Raw genomic sequence first — 19,649 nt, forward strand, 5'->3', positions numbered from 1 at the left:
GTATATAACAGTTAATTCTGAATGTAAACACTTTTTAAATATTCCGTTATTTCTTAATATACAGCTACTTTTCTTTCATACTCTTCAATTTCTTGTCCATATTGCATTGTAATGCTGATTTCATCTAGGCCATTTACTAATTTTTCTTTCCACATTTTCTCGATTGTAAAATGGAATCTGTGTGTGTTCGTAGTAATTACTTCATTCTCTAAATCAACTTCTATTTGATCTCTCGCGTCCGTCTTAGTAAGTTGTTCACGCATCTCTTTATCCATTACAATCGGTAACATGCCATTCTTCATACAATTCATATAAAAAATATCAGCAAATCCACCAGCGATAATAACACGGAAACCGTAATCAGCAAGCGCCCACGGAGCATGTTCTCTTGAAGAACCACACCCAAAATTATCACCCGTAATTAATATACTCGCACCTTTTCTTTCTGGTGCATTAAGCGGAAAATTAGGTTTTTCATGCCGCTCATTATCATAACGCCACTCATCAAATAAATATTTTCCAAATCCCGTCCTTTCAATTCTCTTTAAGTATTGCTTCGGAATAATTTGATCTGTATCAATGTTATCATTCATAAGTACTACGGTAGTACCTTTATGAATACGAAATGGCTCCATCATAACTCTCCTTTCTAATATCAACAAAATGACCATATAACGCAGCCGCTGCCGCCATTGCTGGGCTAACTAAATGCGTTCGTGCGCCTTTACCTTGTCTTCCTTCAAAATTTCGATTTGAAGTAGATGCACAATGTTCTCCTTCAGGCACTTGATCCGGATTCATTCCAAGACACATTGAACATCCGGGCTCTCTCCATTCAAATCCAGCTTCTTCAAATATGTGATGCAATCCTTTTTGCATCGCGGCTTCTCTTACTCTTTTAGACCCAGGCACAACAAGTGCCCGCACACCGTCTTTTACCTTTCTCCCTTTCACAACAGATGCGGCAATTTCTAAATCGGATAATCGAGAATTTGTGCAAGATCCAATAAAGACATGCTTAACTGGAATTTCATACGTACTTTGTCCAGGGCTTAATCCCATATACGAAAATGCTCTTTCATCATTTGCATCATGCTTTTCTGGCAACTTTTCATCAATTCGAACACCCATACTCGGATTTGTTCCCCAAGTAACGTACGGTGCTAAATCCGTAACATTTACCGAAATATGTAAATCATAAACTGCATCTGAATCTGTATAAAGTTCCGACCATTTTTTCTTAATAGATTCATAGTCTTTCGGTGCATATTTACGCCCTTTTACATAAGAAAATGTTTTTTCATCTGGTGCAATAATACCAGCCTTTGCCCCTCCTTCAATTGCCATATTACAAAGTGTCATTCGTTCTTCCATCTCCATTGCATGAATCGTCTCTCCATAAAATTCCATTACGTATCCTGTTCCAACTGCTACGCCGTACTTTGAAAGGAGATGTAAAATAATATCTTTTGCATAAACACCTTGCGGTAACTTTCCTTTTAACTCAATACCCATCGCTTTCGGTTTTCGTTGCCACAACGTTTGAGTTGCCAATACATGCTCTACTTCACTCGTACCAATACCAAATGCTAGCGCGCCGAAAGCACCATGAGTAGCAGTATGACTATCACCACAAACAATTGTTTTTCCTGGCTGCGTGAGTCCTAGTTCTGGCCCGATAACATGAACTATCCCTTGCTCTTCATCACCGATATCCGCTAACGGCACCTGAAATTCTTTACAGTTTTCACGAAGTGTATCCAATTGCTGCTTCGCAATGCGATCGGTAATATTCCAAACATCTTTCGTTGGAATATTATGATCCATCGTTGCAAATGTTAAATCTGGTCTGCGGACAGTTCGATTTGCAAGCCGCAAGCCTTCAAAGGCTTGCGGTGACGTTACTTCATGAACAAGATGAAGATCGATATATAATAAATCCAATCCATTTTCATTCGTTGCAACTACATGTCTTTCCCAAAGCTTATCTAGTAATCTTTTGCCCATTATCGTCCTCTCCCTACTAGCGCTTGCTCTTCCATTTCTTGAATAACCGCTTTCGTAAATGAAGTCGTCGTCGCATCTCCCCCAATATCAGCTGTACCTTTTCCAGATTTAAGAACTGCAGAAATTGCGGATTCAATTGCATACCCTTCTCTCGTTAATCCAAATGATTGTCCGAGCATCATCGCAATTGAACGCATCATCGCAATTGGATTCGCTTTATTTTTCCCTGCAATATCTGGTGCTGATCCGTGAATAGGCTCATATAAAGACGGCCCGTTTTCCGCATGACTCGCTGATGGAAGCATTCCTAATGACCCCGCTAATACAGAAGCCTCGTCACTTAAAATGTCCCCGAATAAATTTTCGGTTACAATTACATCAAAACGTCCTGGATTCCGAATTAACTCCATAGCAGCTGCATCTACTAAAATGTGCTCTAATTCAACATCAGGATAACGAAGAGCTACTTCTTCCGTAACAGCTCTCCACAATTTACTAGATTCTAAAACATTCGCTTTATCAATAGAGGTTACTTTTTTCTCTCTCTTACTCGCTAATTGAAAAGCATACGACACGATACGTTCAATTTCATGACGATGATACGTAAGTGTATCAGTTGCCGATTCTTTCGTTCTTTCTTTTGGATAAGAGAAATAAATACCACCTGTTAGTTCACGAACGACAACGAAGTCAATTTCAGCTGCGTTTTTTAATGGCGATAAATGTGCAGTTGCGCTTTCTACTGTTACAGGGCGAACATTCGCAAATACACCAAGTCCTTTTCTTAAAGCTAATAATCCTTTCTCTGGCCTTTCTTTCGCATCATCCCACCGTGGTCCACCAACCGCTCCAAGTAAAACCGCATCACTCGCTAAACAAGCGGCAAGTGTTCGCTGTGGTAATGGTTGCCCAGTTAAATCGATAGCCGCTCCACCAAAGTACTCATCTTGTAAATGAAAATGATGTCCATATAACCTCTCTACCATATGCAATACTTCCTTCGCGCTTTCCATAATTTCCGGACCAACACCATCACCCGCTAAACAAACGATACGTTTTTCCAATTAAAACACCCCTTTTTTATCTGAATTTTCAGAAATATATTCTGATAAGTAAGGGACGATCCCCTCACTTATCAAACAGTTACTTCACAAGAGTAATGAAAGATTTTAATTTTCCCGCCGCATGAACATACGCTCTCGCCGATGCTTCTAATACGTCTTGCGCAACACCAAAACCTGATACTTGATGAGTTCCTTCTTTTAATTCAACATGAACATGTGCAAGTGCATCTTGACCTTGCGTTATAGATTGTATGCGATAATCCGCTAAGTCACATTCTAATCCTAAAATTCTTTGAATTGCATTATAGATCGCTTCAATACTTCCAGAACCAGTTGCTGCATCTTCGTACATATTTCCTTCCTCATCTTTTAGTACAACCGTTGCACACTGTGTACTATTTGATACGAAGTGTACTTGCAATTGCGTAATGCTATATTGTTGTGCCGAAAATGCTGCTTCACCAAGCATAAGTGCACGTAAATCTTCTTCTGTAATTTCCTTTTTTCGATCAGCTAATTTTTTAAATGCTTCAAACACCGCATCTCGTTCTTCGTTTGTAAATTCGTAGCCTAATTCTTTCATTTTTTCTGTAAATGCGTGACGTCCAGAATGTTTTCCAAGTACAAATAGATTTTGAGATTCACCTATAAGCGCCGGTTCAATAATTTCATATGTCGTTACTTCTTTTAAAACACCATCTTGATGAATACCTGATTCATGAGCGAATGCATTTGCTCCCACAATTGCTTTATTTTTTGGTACAATCATACCTGTTAAACGACTTACTAATGTACTTGTCGCTTTAATTTCTTTTAACGTCATAGAGGATTCTGCTTCATAGAAATCTTTTCTAATATGGAGAGCAACTGCGACTTCTTCTAAGGCTGCATTTCCTGCTCTTTCTCCAATTCCGTTAATCGTTCCTTCTACTTGTAACGCTCCACCTTCAACTGCAGCTAACGAGTTCGCTACTGCCATCCCAAGATCATCGTGACAGTGACAAGAGAAAATTGCTTTTTCATACGAAGGAACGGATTCTTGTAAGTATTTAAAAAGAGAATAATATTCTTCTGGATTCGTATATCCAACTGTATCAGGAATATTGATTACATTCGCTCCTGCACGAATTGCTACTTCTACTGCTTCAGCTAAAAACGCTCTCGATGTTCTTGTCGCATCTTCTGCTGAAAATTGCACTGTTGGAAATAATGATTTTCCAAGCGTAACCGAGCGATGAATACTATCTAATACATCTTCTTTCGACATACAAAGCTTATATTTCATATGAATGTCACTCGTAGCTAAAAATACGTGTAATCGAGGAGAGACAGCACCTTTCACTGCGTCATATGCTCTTCGAATATCGCTTTCCTTTGCTCTAGCTAAACTCATGACCGTAGCATTTTGAATGGTATTTGCGATACTTTTTACCGATTGAAAATCACCTTCAGAAGCCGCTGCGAATCCAGCTTCCATTACATTAATACCAAGTCTCTCTAGTTGCCTCGCAATCTGTAATTTCTCTTGTTCATTTAAATTAACTCCTGGTGATTGTTCGCCATCACGAAGCGTCGTATCCATGAACAAAATTTGCTTCATATTATTTAATCCCTACCTTTACTCGGGGCTGTACAAAAGGCATCATTTCACGTAATTTACGTCCAACTACTTCGATTTCATGTTCATTTTCTTTCTCATTTGTCGCCTGGAAATTTGGTCTTCCTGCTTTATGCTCTGCAATCCAACCTCTTGCAAATGTACCATCTTGAATTTCTGCTAGTACTGCACCCATCGCTTTCTTCGTATCTTCAGTAACAACGCGTGGCCCTGATACGAAGTCCCCCCACTGCGCTGTATCTGAAACTGAATATCTCATATTTTCAAGTCCTCCTTCATACATAAGGTCAACAATTAGTTTCAGTTCATGTAAACATTCAAAATATGCAAGTTCAGGTTGATAACCAGCTTCAACTAACGTTTCAAATCCCGCTTTTACAAGTGCAGTCACTCCTCCGCAAAGTACAGCTTGCTCTCCAAATAAATCGGTTTCTGTTTCTTCTTTAAACGTTGTTTCTAATACACCTGCTCTCGTCGCCCCAATTCCATCTGCATATGAAAGTGCCTTTTCAGTCGCAACTCCTGTTGCATCTTGATATACTGCAAATAATGCAGGAACAGCTCCTCCTTCCGCAAATGTACGACGTACTAGATGTCCTGGACCTTTCGGTGCTACTAGAAATACATCTACATTAGCTGGCGGTTTTACTTGATCAAAGTGAACATTAAAGCCATGTGCGAACACAAGAGAATTCCCGCCTTGTAAGTTTGGTGCAATTTCAGCTTCATATACTTCCGGCTGCAGTTCATCAGGTAGTAGAATCATTACTACATCTGCTTTTTCTGCTGCTTCCGCTACTGTATATACAGAAAATCCATCTTCTTTCGCCTTATCCCATGACTTCCCTTTCCTCAGTCCAACTACTACATCAAATCCGTTATCACGTAAGTTTTGCGCATGCGCATGTCCTTGCGATCCATATCCGATGATTGCTACTTTCTTCTCCTTTAATACATTTACCGTTACGTCTTTTTCGTAATAAACTTTTGCCATTTTCATTTCCCCCTATTTTTTAAATAATTATTGAATTAACATAACTTGTTTATCTTGTTTTTTCATACTACGCGTAAATGCTGTTACACCTGTTCTAGCAATTTCTTTCAAACCGTATGGACGAAGTAATTCAATTAACGCTTCTACTTTTTCCTGGGTACCTGTTACTTGCACCACTATGGAATCCTTCCCAACATCTATTACAGCGGCTCGGAACGGTTCAATTAAACTATATAATTCTGCTCTTGCTACAGACGTTGCTACTTTAATAAGTGCAAGTTCTCTAGCGATCATCGCTTCTTCTGTAATATCTGATACTTTCAGTACATCGATTTGCTTATGAAGTTGTTTAATTAACTGCTCAACTTGCTGTTCATTTTCAACGTGTACAACAATCGTCATTCTTGAAATATCCGACGATTCCGTATGACCTACTGAAATACTTTCAATATTAAAATGTCTACGTGTCATAACACCTGTAATTCGATTTAACACACCGCTTTGATTTCGAACTGTCGCTGTTACAATTCTCTTCACCTTTTTTCCACTCCCTCCATTTGGTGAACCCCTTTCCCTGGGGCAACCATCGGCATAACCTTTTCAGATTGAAGTACACGGCAATCAATTACAACAGGCTCTCTTAATTCAATTGCATACTGTAATTGTTGCTTTGCAAGCAGTGGGTCTTCAATACGAATACCTTTTATGCCATATGCATTGGCGAGCGCGACAAAATCTGGTTGGCATGAAAGTAAGGAGTGCGAATATCGCCTATTATAAAATTCCTCTTGCCATTGTCTTACCATCCCTAAAGCTTCATTATTTAAAATAAAAACTTTAACTGGTAAAGAATGCTCTTTTAACACACTAAGTTCTTGCAAGGTCATTTGAAATCCAGCATCACCCACAATTGCAATAACTAGTTCTTCAGGCTTTGCGATTTGTGCACCTATTGCTGCTGGAAACCCGAAGCCCATTGTTCCCAATCCCCCAGAGGTTACCCATCTATCTGGGTTTTTCAGCGGATAATATTGAGCTGCCCACATTTGATGTTGCCCAACATCTGTTGTTACAATCGCTTCTCCTTTCGTAATTTCGTATAGCATATCAATTGCATATTGAGGTTTAATACGTTCTGCATGTTCTTTGTAAGAAAGAGGGTATTTTTCTTTTCTACTATTCAATAACGAAAGCCAATCATCGTGATTTACTTCCCCTTCTTTAAAAGTGAGTAGAGCTTCTAATGCTTGCTTTGCACTCGCAACAATAGGGATTTCAGTCGACACATTTTTTCCAATTTCCGCTGGATCAATATCTATATGTGCGACAATCGCCTCTTTAGCAAAATAAGCTAAATTCCCAGTAAGACGATCATCAAATCTTGCACCTATATTAATAAGTAAGTCACATTCATATAACGCCATATTTGCGGTGTATGAACCGTGCATTCCTCCCATCCCTAGAAATAGTTCATCATCTGGCGGAAACCCACCAAGACCAAGTAATGTATGAACAACTGGAATATGATATTTACGAGCAAAACTTGTTAATTCTTTTGATGCTTTCGCATGCAATACACCTGCTCCAGCTAAAATTAATGGCTTTTTTGAGACCTCAATCGCTTGTAATAATTTGTTTATTTGTAATAGATTCGGTTCGTAATTAGGCTGGTATCCTGGTAAATCCATTTGTACGTCGCTACATCGCTCGCCTTGCTCTACTACCATATCTTTCGGAAGGTCAATTACGACTGGGCCCGGTCTTCCTGTTCTAGCGATATGAAATGCTTCTTTAATAATTCGGGGTAAATCCGATGCTTTTCGCACTTGATAATTATGTTTTGTCACCGGCATCGTAAGTCCCATAATATCTGCTTCTTGAAAAGCATCACTTCCGATTAATGTTGTTGCTACTTGCCCCGTAAATACAACAAGTGGCAATGAATCAATCATCGCGTCAGCTAGACCAGTAATAACATTTGTAGCACCCGGTCCACTTGTTGCAATTACCACTCCTGGATTTCCTGTAATTCTTGCATATCCTTCAGCAGCATGAATTGCACCTTGCTCATGCCTCGTTAAAATATGCGGAATTTCACAATCATAAAGCGCATCATATAGAGGTAAAACCGCACCACCTGGATAACCAAAAATCACCTCTACTTCTTCCTTTTCTAGCGCTTCTAACAATAGCTGTGCACCAGTTGCCAGTTTCTCTTCCGTTTTTGAAGACATTTTTCTTATAAGCCCCCTTTTTTAAAACATTTATAAAATAAAAAAATCCTACGTCCACACTCCAGCTATGTGCTGAAGGGACGAAAGATTTCGCGGTACCACCCTTCTTTGCAAGATTACTCTTGCCTCAGTGACTCGGGATACGAGTCTAGCTAATAACGGAGCTACCGTCTAAGCCTAAACAAACGCTTCAGCTTAGCACTCAAGGGTGATGTTCGTCGACGTGAACCATCGGTTTCCAGCAACCACCGACTCTCTGTGAGGCTTCACAGTCAACTACTCCTCCCTATCAACGCTTTATCATGTCATAAAGAGCTATTATCCAACTTTATTTTCTTCGTAAATTTTCTCTCCATCTTCTACAACTAATTTACGGAATTCTTCTAATAAACGATTCGTATGTGGCCCTGTTCGACCTAAACCAATCGTTCTTCCATCTACTGTCGTAACAGCAATTACTTCAGCAGCTGTTCCTGTTAAAAACACTTCATCAGCTACATATACATCGTGCCTTGTAAATAATTCTTCTCTTACGTCATATCCAAGTTTTTCACCGATTTCTAAAATCGCGTTTCGCGTAATACCTTCTAACGCTCCAGCAGAACTTGGTGGTGTAATTAATTTATTTCCCTTCACAATAAATACGTTATCTCCAGAGCCTTCAGCTACGTATCCTTGGTCATTTAACATAAGTGCCTCTTGTACTCCAGCTAGTTTCGCCTCAATACGAACTAAAATATTATTTAAGTAATTTAAAGATTTTACTTGAGGCGACAAAACATCTGGGCGATTGCGACGCGTTGCAACCGTTATAATCGGAATCCCTATTTCATAATATTCTTGTGGGAATAAAGATAATTGCTCTGCAATTACTACTACATTGGGTTTCGTACAAGAATCGGGATCTAATCCCAAATTCCCAGGTCCTCTTGATACAACGAGGCGGATATATCCATTAGATAGTTTGTTTTGTCGAATCGTTTCAACAACGATTTTCGTTGCTTCTTCTAACGTATATGGAATTTCTAACATGATGGATTTCGCTGATTCATATAACCGGACAAGATGTTCTCTCAAACGGAAAACATTACCGCTATACACCCTAATCCCTTCGAACACTCCATCGCCATATAAGTAGCCATGATCATATACTGAAACTTTTGCTTCATCTTTTGGAACAAATTCTCCATTTAAGAAAATCCATTGCTCGTTCACTGGAAAGCGCCCCCTATGTTCTATGAGTTTTTTATTGTTTCCTAGTTTACTCTCCTTTCTAAATAAATCAAGTAAATTTTTAGAAAATTTTTAATTTTTAATCGTACGTACATCTTTATTTATACTGATTTAACAACATTGTTAACGTTTACAAAAAGTCAAAAAATTTTTTTCGCCAATTTCCACTAAAAAAAATATTTGTTTAAAAGAAGGATTTTTGTCAATTGATACGAATCTATTGTATTCAATAAACGGACGTCCGTTTTTATAAATTCGGGAATATACAACGACTTTTGCTGAAAAAGGGGGAAAATAATAAAAATAACGCTGTCTAAAAATAACATTCATATTTTTCATTTCGTAATCATAATCCTATTTTTAAAAAACAATTTGTCAAAATGAAGGAGGAAATCAATATGGCGTGTGTACAAATTAAAGGAACGAGACAAGAGGTAGTAGAAATGCTTCAACTATTTGATTTAATGGATACGAAAGGTTTTTGTAAATTCGATAATTACGTTGAAGTAGAACCACATAGCAAGAAACATAACAACTATACAGCTTCAATCGACATTCATTCAAATGCTTCTTCCGCCCAAGATACTTTAAACGATCAATTCGTAAGTCAAATGCTTACTGGTGTATATAACGACTAAACAAATATTCTCTTCCTACCATCTTTTCATAAATATATGCTATGAACTTGAGCATACTAGCAACTAGATGGTAGGAGGTGAAAATTATGGCTAGAATTGGTGTTGAGAATTCTTTAACTGATGTTCAACAAGCTCTTCAGCAACAAGGGCATGAAGTCGTTTCACTTAACTCTGAAAGTGATGCACAAGGTTGTGATTGTTGTGTTGTAACTGGGCAAGATTCTAATATAATGGGCATTGCAGATACATCGATAAAAGGTTCTGTAATTACAGCACATGGTTTAACAACAGATGAAATTTGTCAACAAGTTGAAAACCGCGCTTAATCATTTTTATCACATTATTTGTGAGCTAACATTTAAAGGGAATGGTCCCACTAATTATAGTTTCAATTTATCTATAGAAAGAGGGCTCCTTTTGAAAAGGAGCCCTCTTTTTTATATTCACCTAACGGGAAAGTAACATATACTGGATGAAAGCCCTACCTCTCTCTCATCATTACGGTTCCACTGACCGCTCCTTGATTCACTAGTATACATATAAAGCTTACATATACAATTTATAGGGTTTGTTCACAAAAGTTGTTGGTAAGACTACCCGATCTTTCGCAAACTTTTCGTATTATATTCATAAGATTTATTTACTTTACACTAGCTTTAACCGAGACACGAATTAAAATTTTAACACCAATACAATAACTTGTCAACATTTTTTACAAATTAAAAACAGACATTAACGGTTTGTCTGTTTTAGAATGGAGCTTTTTCTTTTATTACATATACAACAAAACCGCTTACTAACATAAATAAGCCAACTACTAAGTTTTTGATATTAATCATAAATTCCTCTCCCTTATTCCACACATCATATATATTTACAGTTCAATTATTTCGATCATCCTAAAGCGCACTTTTTCTAATATATCATAATTCCTAAAAAATGCAAGTTCACTTGTGGCGACCATTTACAAATCTATCTACAGTGCTTGGTACAGTATTTAAAGCTTTTTCAATTAAATGTGTACTACTATTGAGATGCAATACTTGCACACCGTTAGAACCAACTACTAAAAAAGCCACTGGGCTAATGGAAACCCCAGCCCCACTTCCGCCTCCAAATGGATGCCCTTGCTTGTTCTCTTTATGCTGCCCTTGTCCGCCATTATGTTTTTCAGAAATAAAATCCCCTTTAAAGTCACTTCCACCAGCTCCAAAACCAAAAGCCACTTGAGACACTGTTAATACTACATTTCCATCAGCTGTTGAAACCGGACTTCCAACAATCGTATTTACATCTACCATCTCTTTTAAATTTGTCATTGCTGTTTTCATTAAATTTTCAATTGGATGTTCCATTATGTACTACACCCTTTCCTCATTATTCTTTTTTATACTTTCCAAAATAGAGGAAGTCATACTAAGTTTTCCTATTTTGAAAAAACATTTTTCATTTTCCAATTGGATATTACTCCCTGTACACGTTCGGATAAAAACAGTAAAGAGAAACATACTACTATTGAACCTTGTTATGAAAGGAGTCCTTACTTTGACTGAGAAATTTGATGAATATAAAAAAAGAGATCGAATAGATAGTGATTATAGTGACTATAAAGAAGAATACGCAGCTGAAGTTGCACCACAGCGTATTGATTATGATGATAAAGATAACGATGATGTAAGATCATCTGCAGCTGGATCGACTGCTGGTTTTATCGCTCTTGCCTTATCTATATTATCACTCTTCACATTCCCAACACTATTTGGTCTTGTGTCTGTTTTACTCGGTATTTACGCTTATAATCGCGGGGCTACTGTAACTGGTGGTATCGCTGCCATTGTGGGTGGTATCGCTGCACTCATTGCGATTTTATTCCGGGTGGCGCTTATTGGCTTATTGTTCTCTCTTTTTTAAAAAGAAAAAGGTATCTCGCTTTATGCGGGATACCTTATCCTGTAAATACATCTTCTGATGGATATTTAATTTTTTGTTTCGCTGGTCGTGCCAAAGAGAACACAAGTGTTAACGGTCCGATTAATCCACAAAACATAACAAACATAATAATACATTTTCCAAACGCCGATAGCTTCGCAGTAATCCCCATTGTTAACCCTACTGTGCCAAACGCTGAAATTGTCTCAAATAATAACTGAATAAAACTGAAATCTTCTGTAAGCATTAATACAAATACCGCTGTAAAAATAAGTATTTGACTAGCAACGACAATTGCTAACGCTCTCGTTACTGTCGACATTTTAATCGTACGCTGAAATAAAACAAAGTCCTCTTTCTTTCTAAAGAAAGAAAGAACTGATGTAATTAAAATAACAAATGTCGTTAACTTAATTCCACCGCCTGTCGATACACTTCCCGCACCAATAAACATTAATACCATCGTAAATAGTATCGATGACTCTTCCATCCCCCCATAATCTACCGTGTTAAAACCGGCTGTACGAGGTGTAATTCCTTGGAAGAACGAAGCCCATAACTTTTCATTTAAAGATAAGTTTCCCAAAGTCTTCACATTATTATATTCCAATACAAAAATCACAATCATCGCAATAATGTTAAGTACTATCGTTCCAATAATCATGATTTTGGAGTGAAGCGATAATTTTCGGAAACTACGGCTATACCATATATCAATTAATACCGTAAACCCTAACCCTCCTATTACAATTAAAGAACAAATCCCAATATTAATAATAGGATCTCCTACATATCTTGTTAAATTATCTGGCCAAAGCGCAAAGCCAGCATTATTATATGACGCAATAACGTGAAAAATACTATAGTATAAACCTTTTCCAAAACCAAACTCTGGAATAAAGCGAATCGATAAAAAGATAACTCCAATTAGCTCAATACAAATAGAAAAAATAAAAACACGTTTTACTAATTTCACAAGACCACCAATATTTGTTTGATTAAATGCTTCTCCAATTAATAATCGATGCCGTAAACCAATTTTTTTCCCTAATACCCAAACAATTAAAATGGCTATCGTCATAAGGCCGAGACCACCTGTTTGAATTAAAAACATAATAACAATTTCACCAAACATCGTAAACGTACTCGCAGTATCTACAACGCCTAAACCCGTTACAGTCGCTGCCGACGTAGCTGTAAAGAAAGCATCTACCCAACTAATATGTACTTTCGTTGCAAATGGTAACTTTAATAACAATCCTCCGACCACAATTAAACAAAAAAAGCCTAATGCTAAAATTTGTGGTGGATTTAATCGTATAAAGCGATTATACAACCCTTGTTTTTTTGCTACTTCCATATCACTAACTCCCTTTATCAAGTGAAGCTTTTATCCCCTCATAAATAAAGACTCTTTAAGAGCCTACAAGTAGCGGGATAAATCTTATATTCTTATAATATAGTTGAGCATAATCTTTTTTTTCATAGATTTCAACTTTTATTTATATTCAGACTCCTATCGTTTTACGAAAGAATATTCTCTATTATATCTCCACTTATACTATAACTCTTACAACAACTATTTTATCCCTTTTCAAATTCCCATATCTTTCACTCCAAGTTCACACGAGGGTCACATCTATCTTTTATAGTATACGTATCGGAGCTGTTCCTCCCTAATTTATAAGACATTCCCCAGTGTCTTGAACAGCTTTCCATCCCTAATTAAATTGACATAAATTGTCCCCTTCCCTTGACCATCTTTTATATGATGGTCTTATTTTTTGGTTTACTCTATCTTTTATTTGAAACTCCCTCTCTCTTTCACTCCATGTTCACATCTAGGTCACATTCACCTTTTATAGTATACGTATCGGAGCTGTTCCTCCCTAATTTATAAGACATTCCCCAGTGTCTTGAACAGCTTTCCATCCCTAATTAAATTGACATAAATTGTCCCCTTCCCTTGACCATCTTTTATATGATGGTCTTATTTTTTGGTTTACTCTATCTTTTATTTGAAACTCCCTCTCTCTTTCACTCCATGTTCACATCTAGGTCACATCCACCTTTTATAGTATACGTATCGGAGCTATTCCTCCCTAATTTATAAGACATTCCCCAGTGTCTTGAATAGCTTCCATCCCTAATTAAATTGACATAAATTGTCCCCTTCCTTGACCATCCTACATGTGATGGTCTTATTTTTTATTCTTTCTATCTTTTATTTAAAACTCCCTCTCTCTTTCACTCTATGTTCACATCTAGGTCACATCTATCTTTTATAGTATATGTATCGGAGCTGTTCCTCCCTAATTTATAAGACATTCCCCAGTGTCTTTGAACAGCTTTCCATCCCTAATTAAATTGACATAAATTGTCCCCTTCCCTAGGCCATCATGTGATGGTCTATTTTATTTTCCAAATACATAATTTAACTCTCTTCGCTTATTTCAGCAATTAGCTATGGCCGTATTAACTGCTGTACTAGCTAGTATCGGTACTGCTGGTGTACCAGGTGTTGGACTTGTAATGCTTACGATGGTTTTAAATCAAGTAAATCTACCAGTAGAAGGTATTGCTTTAATTATCGGTATTGACCGCATTCTAGATATGTCTAGAATGCGGTCAATATTTCCGGCGATGCAATTTGCGCAATGATTGTTTCAAAACAGAAGAAAAATATAATACGGATCAATCTGCGGCATCCTAAATCAAAAAGGAGTGAAATGATTCACTCCTTTTTTGACTTGCTTCCTTTTTTCGAACGATATTCTTTTCCTTTGTTATCATTACCTGTTTCAAATTCAGCACTAAACTCCTGCTGGAATTGCCCTGATTTTGGTGAACCTTGATTTCCACTTCCTTGACTACCATTACGATTCGTCATATTTCTCCCTCCTTCCTTTATTAGTAGTATGGCGCTCCATCTTTTTTCATACACATTTTATTTTTTATCATCTATTACACACAGAAGAAGACCTTCCGTATATAGGGAAGGTCTTCTTCGTTATCAAGTAAGCGTTTTCTTATTTATAACTACTTAAATAAGTTTTTTAGAAATAGATATCATTACATTCATTTCGTCTTCTGAAAGTGCGGAGAATCTTTCTTGTAAATATTTCTTTTTCTCACCTTCCATTTTCGCAACTAAATCTTTCCCTTGTTCTGTAATCTCTAAATATACAACTCGGCGATCTGATGTAGAACGTGAACGAGTTACAAAGCCTTTATTAATTAATTTTTCTGTAACAGCTGTAATATGACTATTCGACACATTTAACTCATTAGCTACACGTGATACCATTTCTTTATTCGTACGATTCAATATTCTAAGGACGATGAACTCATTCCACGGTATGTAACCACCAAATATTTTTCCAATATCATTACGCAACGTGCGAAACATAGCAAAAACATTTGTTGATAGTTCTTCCATTAATTGCTCTCGATTTTGAGACAACTTTGACAGCCCCTTTTATTTCATTTAGTTAAATAAAAACCTTATTAATAATTTTACATGAAATCTTACTTTTTGTCACCTTATTTTCCCATAATTCGTAGTTTTTTAATATATATTTCATGATACAATGAAATTGATTTTCCAAAAAAAGGAGGTTGTATAGTGGGCGAGGAAGACAAGTTCTCTAATTTCAGTCTAAAAGATAAGACCATTATCATTAGTATTATTGTTTTTTCTCTCATCCTCTTTTTTGCATTTATATTTTTTGTATATGTAGGAATCTTTCACATTACAGGTATTGAATATAGTTCCCGTACTGCTTTACTTCTCTTTTTTTTATTAATCACTTTCTTAGACGGTATTACATTCTTTATCTTCAGTTTCTTCAAGGCGTTGCTACCTCCAATGACGACAAACATGCCAAATTGGCTCTCAATTGCTCTTCTCTCCATTATTGAAATTACACTAGATTGGTTCGTCATTCATACTGCCGACGACTGGATAGAGAGCATACAAATGTCAAATACAGCTGAATTATGTGTCGCACTATTCCTTTTCACACTAAATAAATTATTAAGTGATAAGAAAGAGTAAGAATACAAGCTTTTCTATATAAAAATTGGTACAATGAAAGCAAATCATACTAAAGAGGTGTTACTTATGAACTTACAGCAATGGGCTGATAAAGGCATGTCCTTTGATACATATGTGAATGAAATGAAAGTAAACCAATACGAGCTACTACACATTTACAATAACTTTTTAATTCCAAATGAATTACTTCCCGTTTTAGAAGAACGTCAAAATGATGGCTGGCGTGTTATCGTATTAACAGCTGATTGGTGCGGCGACGCTCTTTTATGTGTACCTGTTATGAAACGAATTTCTGAAGTTGCAAATATCGATATGCGATTATTAATTCGTGATGAAAATTTAGAATTAATGGATCAATACTTAACAAACGGAACAGCACGTGCGATTCCAATCTTTATTTTCATTGATAAAGATGGAAATGAACAAGCAGTCTTTGGACCACGTGCTCCAAAAGTACAAGAATTAGTAACCTCCATGCGCGCTACATTGCCTGAAAAAGAAGATCCAACATTCGAGGAAAAACAAAAAGAAATGTATGCTAATTTCCGTTCTACATTAGCTGATGATACTTCTCTTTGGGAACATGTAATGGAAAGCATGATTGAAAAAGTAGTAAAATAAAAACCTGCCGATTTCGGCAGGTTTTTTATTACAACAAAATTATAATCCTTTTTCCTGAGAATATGCAGCATCTACGCACTCTGCTAAACGTTCCATTTCACCCATATATACTGTACGCATCATCCATCCAGTCAACTTATACATAACCTTATATAAAAAATTCTTCGGTTCAAATTCTAAGATTAAGGTAAGCGATGTACCTTCTTCATCTTCTTCTAACATATAAGTTGCGGCTGTATAACCTTGCTTCATGTCACATCCAATTGACACGATATAAGGTGCTTCACATTCTAAAATTTCCGCCTCAAATTCATATATTTTCTTCCCCATCTTTTGCACGGATATATATTTATCACCTTCACGAGGATTTTTTACATCTACGTTTGGAGGATACCTATTTTCTACCATAAAGGTACTCCATTCCATTATTTTCTCGTCATTATTTACATAATCAAACACAACATCAATTGGTGCCGGAATTACTATTTCTATTGCAAAACTCACTAAACTGCCCCTCTCAAATACCCTATCGATTTTCTTAAAGTTATTATAACGAAATCATTATGGCATATTTCACATAGTGAAATACAAGTAATTGAAGGTAAAAGTTTTATTTTTCTCTCGCTATAAAAAAATCCCCTATAGAATAGGGGATTGCTGACAATTTTTTCTTACATAATGAAGAAATAGAATACCGCAGCTAAAATGAAACGGTAATAAGCGAACGGTGTTAGTTTTACACGACCTAATAATTTTAAGAATGAAACAATTGCAAGCATCGCAACAACGAATGCTGTAATAAATCCAGTTGCAAATAACGGTATATCAGCTGCACTTAATATATCCCAGCTCTTGATTAAATCTAAGCCACTTGCAGCTACCATCATTGGAACTGCTAAAATAAACGTATATTCAGCTGCCGCTGTATGCGAAACGCGAGCTAATAAACCACCACTTATTGTAGACCCAGAACGAGAAAATCCTGGCCAAAGTGCTAAACATTGGAACATTCCGATTGTAAATGCTTGCTTATATGTGATTTCATCTAAAGTTCTTGCTGTACTTGGTTTTGAAAACTTCTCAGCAACAATCATTAAAATACCACCAGCTACTAAGCTAATAACAACCGGTCCTGGACCGAATAAAACTTCTTTAATTGCGCTATGGAATAGTACGCCGAGTATGCCGGCAGGAATCATCCCGATAATAATATGTAATAAATTTAAAGATGGTCCATCAGTTACTTTCCCTATTCCAACTAATGACCATAAACGTTTCCAAAATATAACAACAACTGCTAAAATCGATCCCAACTGAATAACAACTTCGAAAACTTTCGCTCTCTCATCGTCGAATCCAAGTAAATGACCTGTTAAAATCATATGTCCTGTTGATGAAACTGGTAGAAACTCTGTTAACCCTTCAACAGCACCCATGATTAATCCAATTAACCAATCAGCCACAAGTAGTGCCTCCTTAATAACGAATATGTAATTTTTCACACCTTATCATAATACCTTATCCCTTTTCAAAGTGCATCCTTTTTTTATTGATTTCATTTATTGTATACGCGTATTTCTTTTCTATTTTTTGATTAAATTGTATGATAGTAAGAGTTTGTTTTTTACATTGAAAGGGGATTTTATGAACGAAACTACTTCATTCTCACAAAAATTAAAGCAATTTGTCTTACTCTTTTTCCCGATTTTTGTAACGCAAATGTCATTATTTGCGATGAGCTTTTTTGATACGACAATGTCAGGACATGCTAGCCCAATTGATTTAGCTGGTGTTGCTATCGGAACGAGTATATGGATTCCAGTTAGTACGGGATTAACAGGAATTTTAATGGCTACTACACCAATTGTTGCACAACTCATTGGATCCAAGAAAAAAGAGGATGTTCCCCAAGTTGTCATACAAGCAGTATATTTAGCAATTTGTGCTAGTTTCGTTGTTATCCTTATCGGATTCTTCGCTGTTTCGCCTATTTTAAATGGCATGCAATTAGAAGAACCTGTGGAACGTATTGCAGCACAATTTTTAAGTATTATCGCGATTGGAATTATCCCTTTATTTACTTACACCGTTTTACGTGGATTTATTGATGCATTAGGAAAAACTCGAACAACGATGATTATTACATTACTATCATTACCAATTAACGTAGTATTAAATTACTTATTAATTTTTGGTCACTTTGGCTTTCCAAAACTCGGTGGTGTTGGTGCGGCAATCGCTTCTGCAGCAACATATTGGTGTATTTTAATTATTACCGTCATTATTATTCGTACGAAAGAGCCTTTCGCTTCTTTCAATATCTTTAAACAGTTATACCGCCCTTCCTTTACGAGCTGGAAGGAATTCCTGAAACTTGGCGTCCCTATCGGATTTGCTATCTTTTTTGAGACGAGTATTTTCGCTGCAGTAACACTTATGATGAGTAATTTTAGTACGACAACAATAGCAGCACATCAAGCAGCTATGAACTTTGCTTCCTTGTTATATATGACTCCTTTAAGTTTAGCAATGGCAATGACGATAGCCGTTGGATTTGAAGTTGGAGCGAAACGATACAATAATGCGAAACAATATGGATTTATCGGAATCGGATTAGCCCTTGCTTTCGCTCTTTTATATTCAATCCTTCTCTATTTCTTTGATGATGAAATTGCTTCTATTTATACGACAAATGCAAATGTCCATCATTTAGCAAAAGAATTTCTTGTATTCGCGATTTTATTTCAAATTTCAGATGCGATTGCAACTCCAGTACAAGGAGCACTTCGTGGTTATAAAGACGTAAATGTTGCCTTAATTATGACATTAATCGCTTATTGGGTAATAGGTCTACCTCTTGGCTACATATTAGCAACTTATACTGACTGGGCAGCAAAAGGGTATTGGATTGGTCTTATTATCGGTCTAGCATTTGGAGCAATCTTCCTGCTTATCCGTCTCTTTCAAGTACAAAGAAAATATACAACGCAAAGCAGCCGCTAATGATATAGCGGCTGTTTTCTTTATGCATATTTTTTCTTGTAACGTGTAACATAATGAAAAAGAAAGGTGGATACATATGGACGAAAAACAAAAGAAACAATCATTCGATGAAGAATTCGCCCCTGAAATTTCACCTGGATATCGGCAAGATGTACATAAGCCACCTAAATATAAAAACACTTCTTTTTTAATGGGCATTACCATTTTCGCAGCCGTATTACTCGTACTCATCATTTTCGTTTATTTTTAAT

The 19,649-nt window shown here is 36.6% G+C and carries 23 protein-coding genes, 1 pseudogene and 1 other annotated feature; of the genes and pseudogenes, 8 read left to right on the forward strand and 16 right to left on the reverse strand.

Going from position 1 to position 19,649, the window contains the following annotated elements; genetic code table 11:
• Window positions 1-53 precede the first annotated feature (53 nt).
• The 9 genes from leuD to QCI75_RS19895 all read right to left on the reverse strand — a co-directional run bounded on the left by leuD (window position 54) and on the right by QCI75_RS19895 (window position 9,489).
• Window positions 54-635 (reverse strand): 3-isopropylmalate dehydratase small subunit, encoded by a 582-nt coding sequence (gene leuD / locus QCI75_RS19855; protein WP_353761059.1) that lies wholly within the window; start codon window positions 633-635, stop codon window positions 54-56.
• The gene (gene leuC, locus QCI75_RS19860; protein ID WP_353761060.1) at window positions 613-2,007 is read right to left on the reverse strand and encodes a 3-isopropylmalate dehydratase large subunit; all 1,395 of its coding nucleotides are present in this window, start codon (window positions 2,005-2,007) and stop codon (window positions 613-615) included. Before leuC ends, leuD begins: the two co-directional genes overlap by 23 nt.
• The gene (gene leuB, locus QCI75_RS19865) at window positions 2,007-3,071 is read right to left on the reverse strand and encodes a 3-isopropylmalate dehydrogenase (protein WP_144507187.1); all 1,065 of its coding nucleotides are present in this window, start codon (window positions 3,069-3,071) and stop codon (window positions 2,007-2,009) included. The genes leuC and leuB overlap by 1 nt, the downstream gene beginning before the upstream one ends.
• Window positions 3,072-3,150: 79 nt before the next feature.
• Window positions 3,151-4,671 (reverse strand): 2-isopropylmalate synthase, encoded by a 1,521-nt coding sequence (gene leuA, locus QCI75_RS19870; RefSeq protein ID WP_070141450.1) that lies wholly within the window; start codon window positions 4,669-4,671, stop codon window positions 3,151-3,153.
• A gap of 1 nt (window position 4,672) precedes the next feature.
• Window positions 4,673-5,683, reverse strand: a complete 1,011-nt coding sequence (ilvC, locus tag QCI75_RS19875; protein WP_002126277.1) for a ketol-acid reductoisomerase — start codon at window positions 5,681-5,683, stop codon at window positions 4,673-4,675.
• 27 nt (window positions 5,684-5,710) lie between these two features.
• The gene (ilvN, locus tag QCI75_RS19880) at window positions 5,711-6,220 is read right to left on the reverse strand and encodes an acetolactate synthase small subunit (RefSeq protein WP_000822948.1); all 510 of its coding nucleotides are present in this window, start codon (window positions 6,218-6,220) and stop codon (window positions 5,711-5,713) included.
• Window positions 6,217-7,917, reverse strand: coding sequence for an acetolactate synthase large subunit (gene ilvB / locus QCI75_RS19885; protein ID WP_144507185.1), 1,701 nt, complete (start codon window positions 7,915-7,917; stop codon window positions 6,217-6,219). Before ilvB ends, ilvN begins: the two co-directional genes overlap by 4 nt.
• A gap of 73 nt (window positions 7,918-7,990) precedes the next feature.
• Window positions 7,991-8,219 (reverse strand) — a binding site (T-box leader).
• A gap of 16 nt (window positions 8,220-8,235) precedes the next feature.
• A complete protein-coding gene (gene ilvE / locus QCI75_RS19890; RefSeq protein ID WP_144507184.1) occupies window positions 8,236-9,132 on the reverse strand; it encodes a branched-chain-amino-acid transaminase in 897 nt (298 codons plus the stop codon).
• Between the two features lie 141 nt (window positions 9,133-9,273).
• The gene (locus QCI75_RS19895) at window positions 9,274-9,489 is read right to left on the reverse strand and encodes a hypothetical protein (RefSeq protein WP_044739212.1); all 216 of its coding nucleotides are present in this window, start codon (window positions 9,487-9,489) and stop codon (window positions 9,274-9,276) included.
• Window positions 9,490-9,548: 59 nt separating this feature from the next.
• On the opposite strand from QCI75_RS19895, the gene QCI75_RS19900 reads away from it, so the two are divergent.
• Both QCI75_RS19900 and QCI75_RS19905 read left to right on the forward strand, forming a co-directional pair.
• On the forward strand, window positions 9,549-9,788 hold the full coding sequence (locus QCI75_RS19900) for a DUF3911 family protein (protein ID WP_144507183.1): 240 nt from the start codon (window positions 9,549-9,551) through the stop codon (window positions 9,786-9,788).
• Between the two features lie 86 nt (window positions 9,789-9,874).
• Window positions 9,875-10,114: a YkuS family protein gene (locus tag QCI75_RS19905; RefSeq protein ID WP_000101008.1), complete on the forward strand. Its 240-nt coding sequence runs from the start codon at window positions 9,875-9,877 to the stop codon at window positions 10,112-10,114.
• 423 nt (window positions 10,115-10,537) lie between these two features.
• On the opposite strand, the gene QCI75_RS19910 is transcribed toward QCI75_RS19905, so the two are convergent.
• Both QCI75_RS19910 and ytfJ read right to left on the reverse strand, forming a co-directional pair.
• Complete coding sequence (locus QCI75_RS19910; protein WP_000608227.1) at window positions 10,538-10,627, reverse strand: hypothetical protein; 90 nt, start codon at window positions 10,625-10,627, stop codon at window positions 10,538-10,540.
• 108 nt (window positions 10,628-10,735) lie between these two features.
• Entirely contained in the window at window positions 10,736-11,143 is a 408-nt protein-coding gene (ytfJ, locus tag QCI75_RS19915; protein WP_144508046.1) for a GerW family sporulation protein, read from the reverse strand.
• Between the two features lie 190 nt (window positions 11,144-11,333).
• Between ytfJ and QCI75_RS19920 the strand changes: the two genes are divergently transcribed.
• Complete coding sequence (locus tag QCI75_RS19920; protein WP_144508048.1) at window positions 11,334-11,699, forward strand: imidazole glycerol phosphate synthase; 366 nt, start codon at window positions 11,334-11,336, stop codon at window positions 11,697-11,699.
• 34 nt (window positions 11,700-11,733) lie between these two features.
• On the opposite strand, the gene QCI75_RS19925 is transcribed toward QCI75_RS19920, so the two are convergent.
• On the reverse strand, window positions 11,734-13,077 hold the full coding sequence (locus tag QCI75_RS19925; protein ID WP_144508050.1) for a TrkH family potassium uptake protein: 1,344 nt from the start codon (window positions 13,075-13,077) through the stop codon (window positions 11,734-11,736).
• Between the two features lie 1,097 nt (window positions 13,078-14,174).
• Between QCI75_RS19925 and QCI75_RS19930 the strand changes: the two are divergent.
• A pseudogene (locus QCI75_RS19930) lies at window positions 14,175-14,430 on the forward strand (dicarboxylate/amino acid:cation symporter); the annotation flags it as partial.
• Window positions 14,431-14,451: 21 nt separating this feature from the next.
• On the opposite strand, the gene QCI75_RS19935 reads toward QCI75_RS19930, so the two are convergent.
• Both QCI75_RS19935 and QCI75_RS19940 read right to left on the reverse strand, forming a co-directional pair.
• On the reverse strand, window positions 14,452-14,607 hold the full coding sequence (locus QCI75_RS19935; protein WP_002149538.1) for a hypothetical protein: 156 nt from the start codon (window positions 14,605-14,607) through the stop codon (window positions 14,452-14,454).
• 153 nt (window positions 14,608-14,760) lie between these two features.
• Window positions 14,761-15,180, reverse strand: coding sequence for a MarR family winged helix-turn-helix transcriptional regulator (locus tag QCI75_RS19940; RefSeq protein WP_000081440.1), 420 nt, complete (start codon window positions 15,178-15,180; stop codon window positions 14,761-14,763).
• Between the two features lie 162 nt (window positions 15,181-15,342).
• On the opposite strand from QCI75_RS19940, the gene QCI75_RS19945 reads away from it, so the two are divergent.
• Complete coding sequence (locus tag QCI75_RS19945) at window positions 15,343-15,774, forward strand: regulatory YrvL family protein (RefSeq protein ID WP_144508052.1); 432 nt, start codon at window positions 15,343-15,345, stop codon at window positions 15,772-15,774.
• A 33-nt stretch (window positions 15,775-15,807) separates the two neighbouring features.
• Window positions 15,808-16,395 (forward strand): thioredoxin family protein, encoded by a 588-nt coding sequence (locus QCI75_RS19950; RefSeq protein ID WP_144508054.1) that lies wholly within the window; start codon window positions 15,808-15,810, stop codon window positions 16,393-16,395.
• A gap of 39 nt (window positions 16,396-16,434) precedes the next feature.
• Here the strand turns inward: QCI75_RS19950 and QCI75_RS19955 are convergent, their stop codons facing one another.
• Together QCI75_RS19955 and uppP are read right to left on the reverse strand one after the other, a co-directional pair.
• On the reverse strand, window positions 16,435-16,899 hold the full coding sequence (locus tag QCI75_RS19955; RefSeq protein WP_144508056.1) for an SRPBCC family protein: 465 nt from the start codon (window positions 16,897-16,899) through the stop codon (window positions 16,435-16,437).
• A gap of 167 nt (window positions 16,900-17,066) precedes the next feature.
• Window positions 17,067-17,858 (reverse strand): bacitracin resistance undecaprenyl-diphosphatase, encoded by a 792-nt coding sequence (gene uppP, locus QCI75_RS19960; protein WP_002201211.1) that lies wholly within the window; start codon window positions 17,856-17,858, stop codon window positions 17,067-17,069.
• Between the two features lie 181 nt (window positions 17,859-18,039).
• Here uppP and QCI75_RS19965 point away from each other — a divergent pair, with 181 nt between their 5' ends.
• Complete coding sequence (locus tag QCI75_RS19965) at window positions 18,040-19,398, forward strand: MATE family efflux transporter (protein ID WP_353761061.1); 1,359 nt, start codon at window positions 18,040-18,042, stop codon at window positions 19,396-19,398.
• A gap of 76 nt (window positions 19,399-19,474) precedes the next feature.
• On the forward strand, window positions 19,475-19,648 hold the full coding sequence (locus QCI75_RS19970; protein WP_000343684.1) for a hypothetical protein: 174 nt from the start codon (window positions 19,475-19,477) through the stop codon (window positions 19,646-19,648).
• Window position 19,649 lies beyond the last annotated feature (1 nt).

This window comes from Bacillus cereus group sp. RP43 (assembly GCF_040459645.1).
GTDB classification, from domain to species: Bacteria; Bacillota; Bacilli; order Bacillales; family Bacillaceae_G; genus Bacillus_A; species Bacillus_A mycoides_C.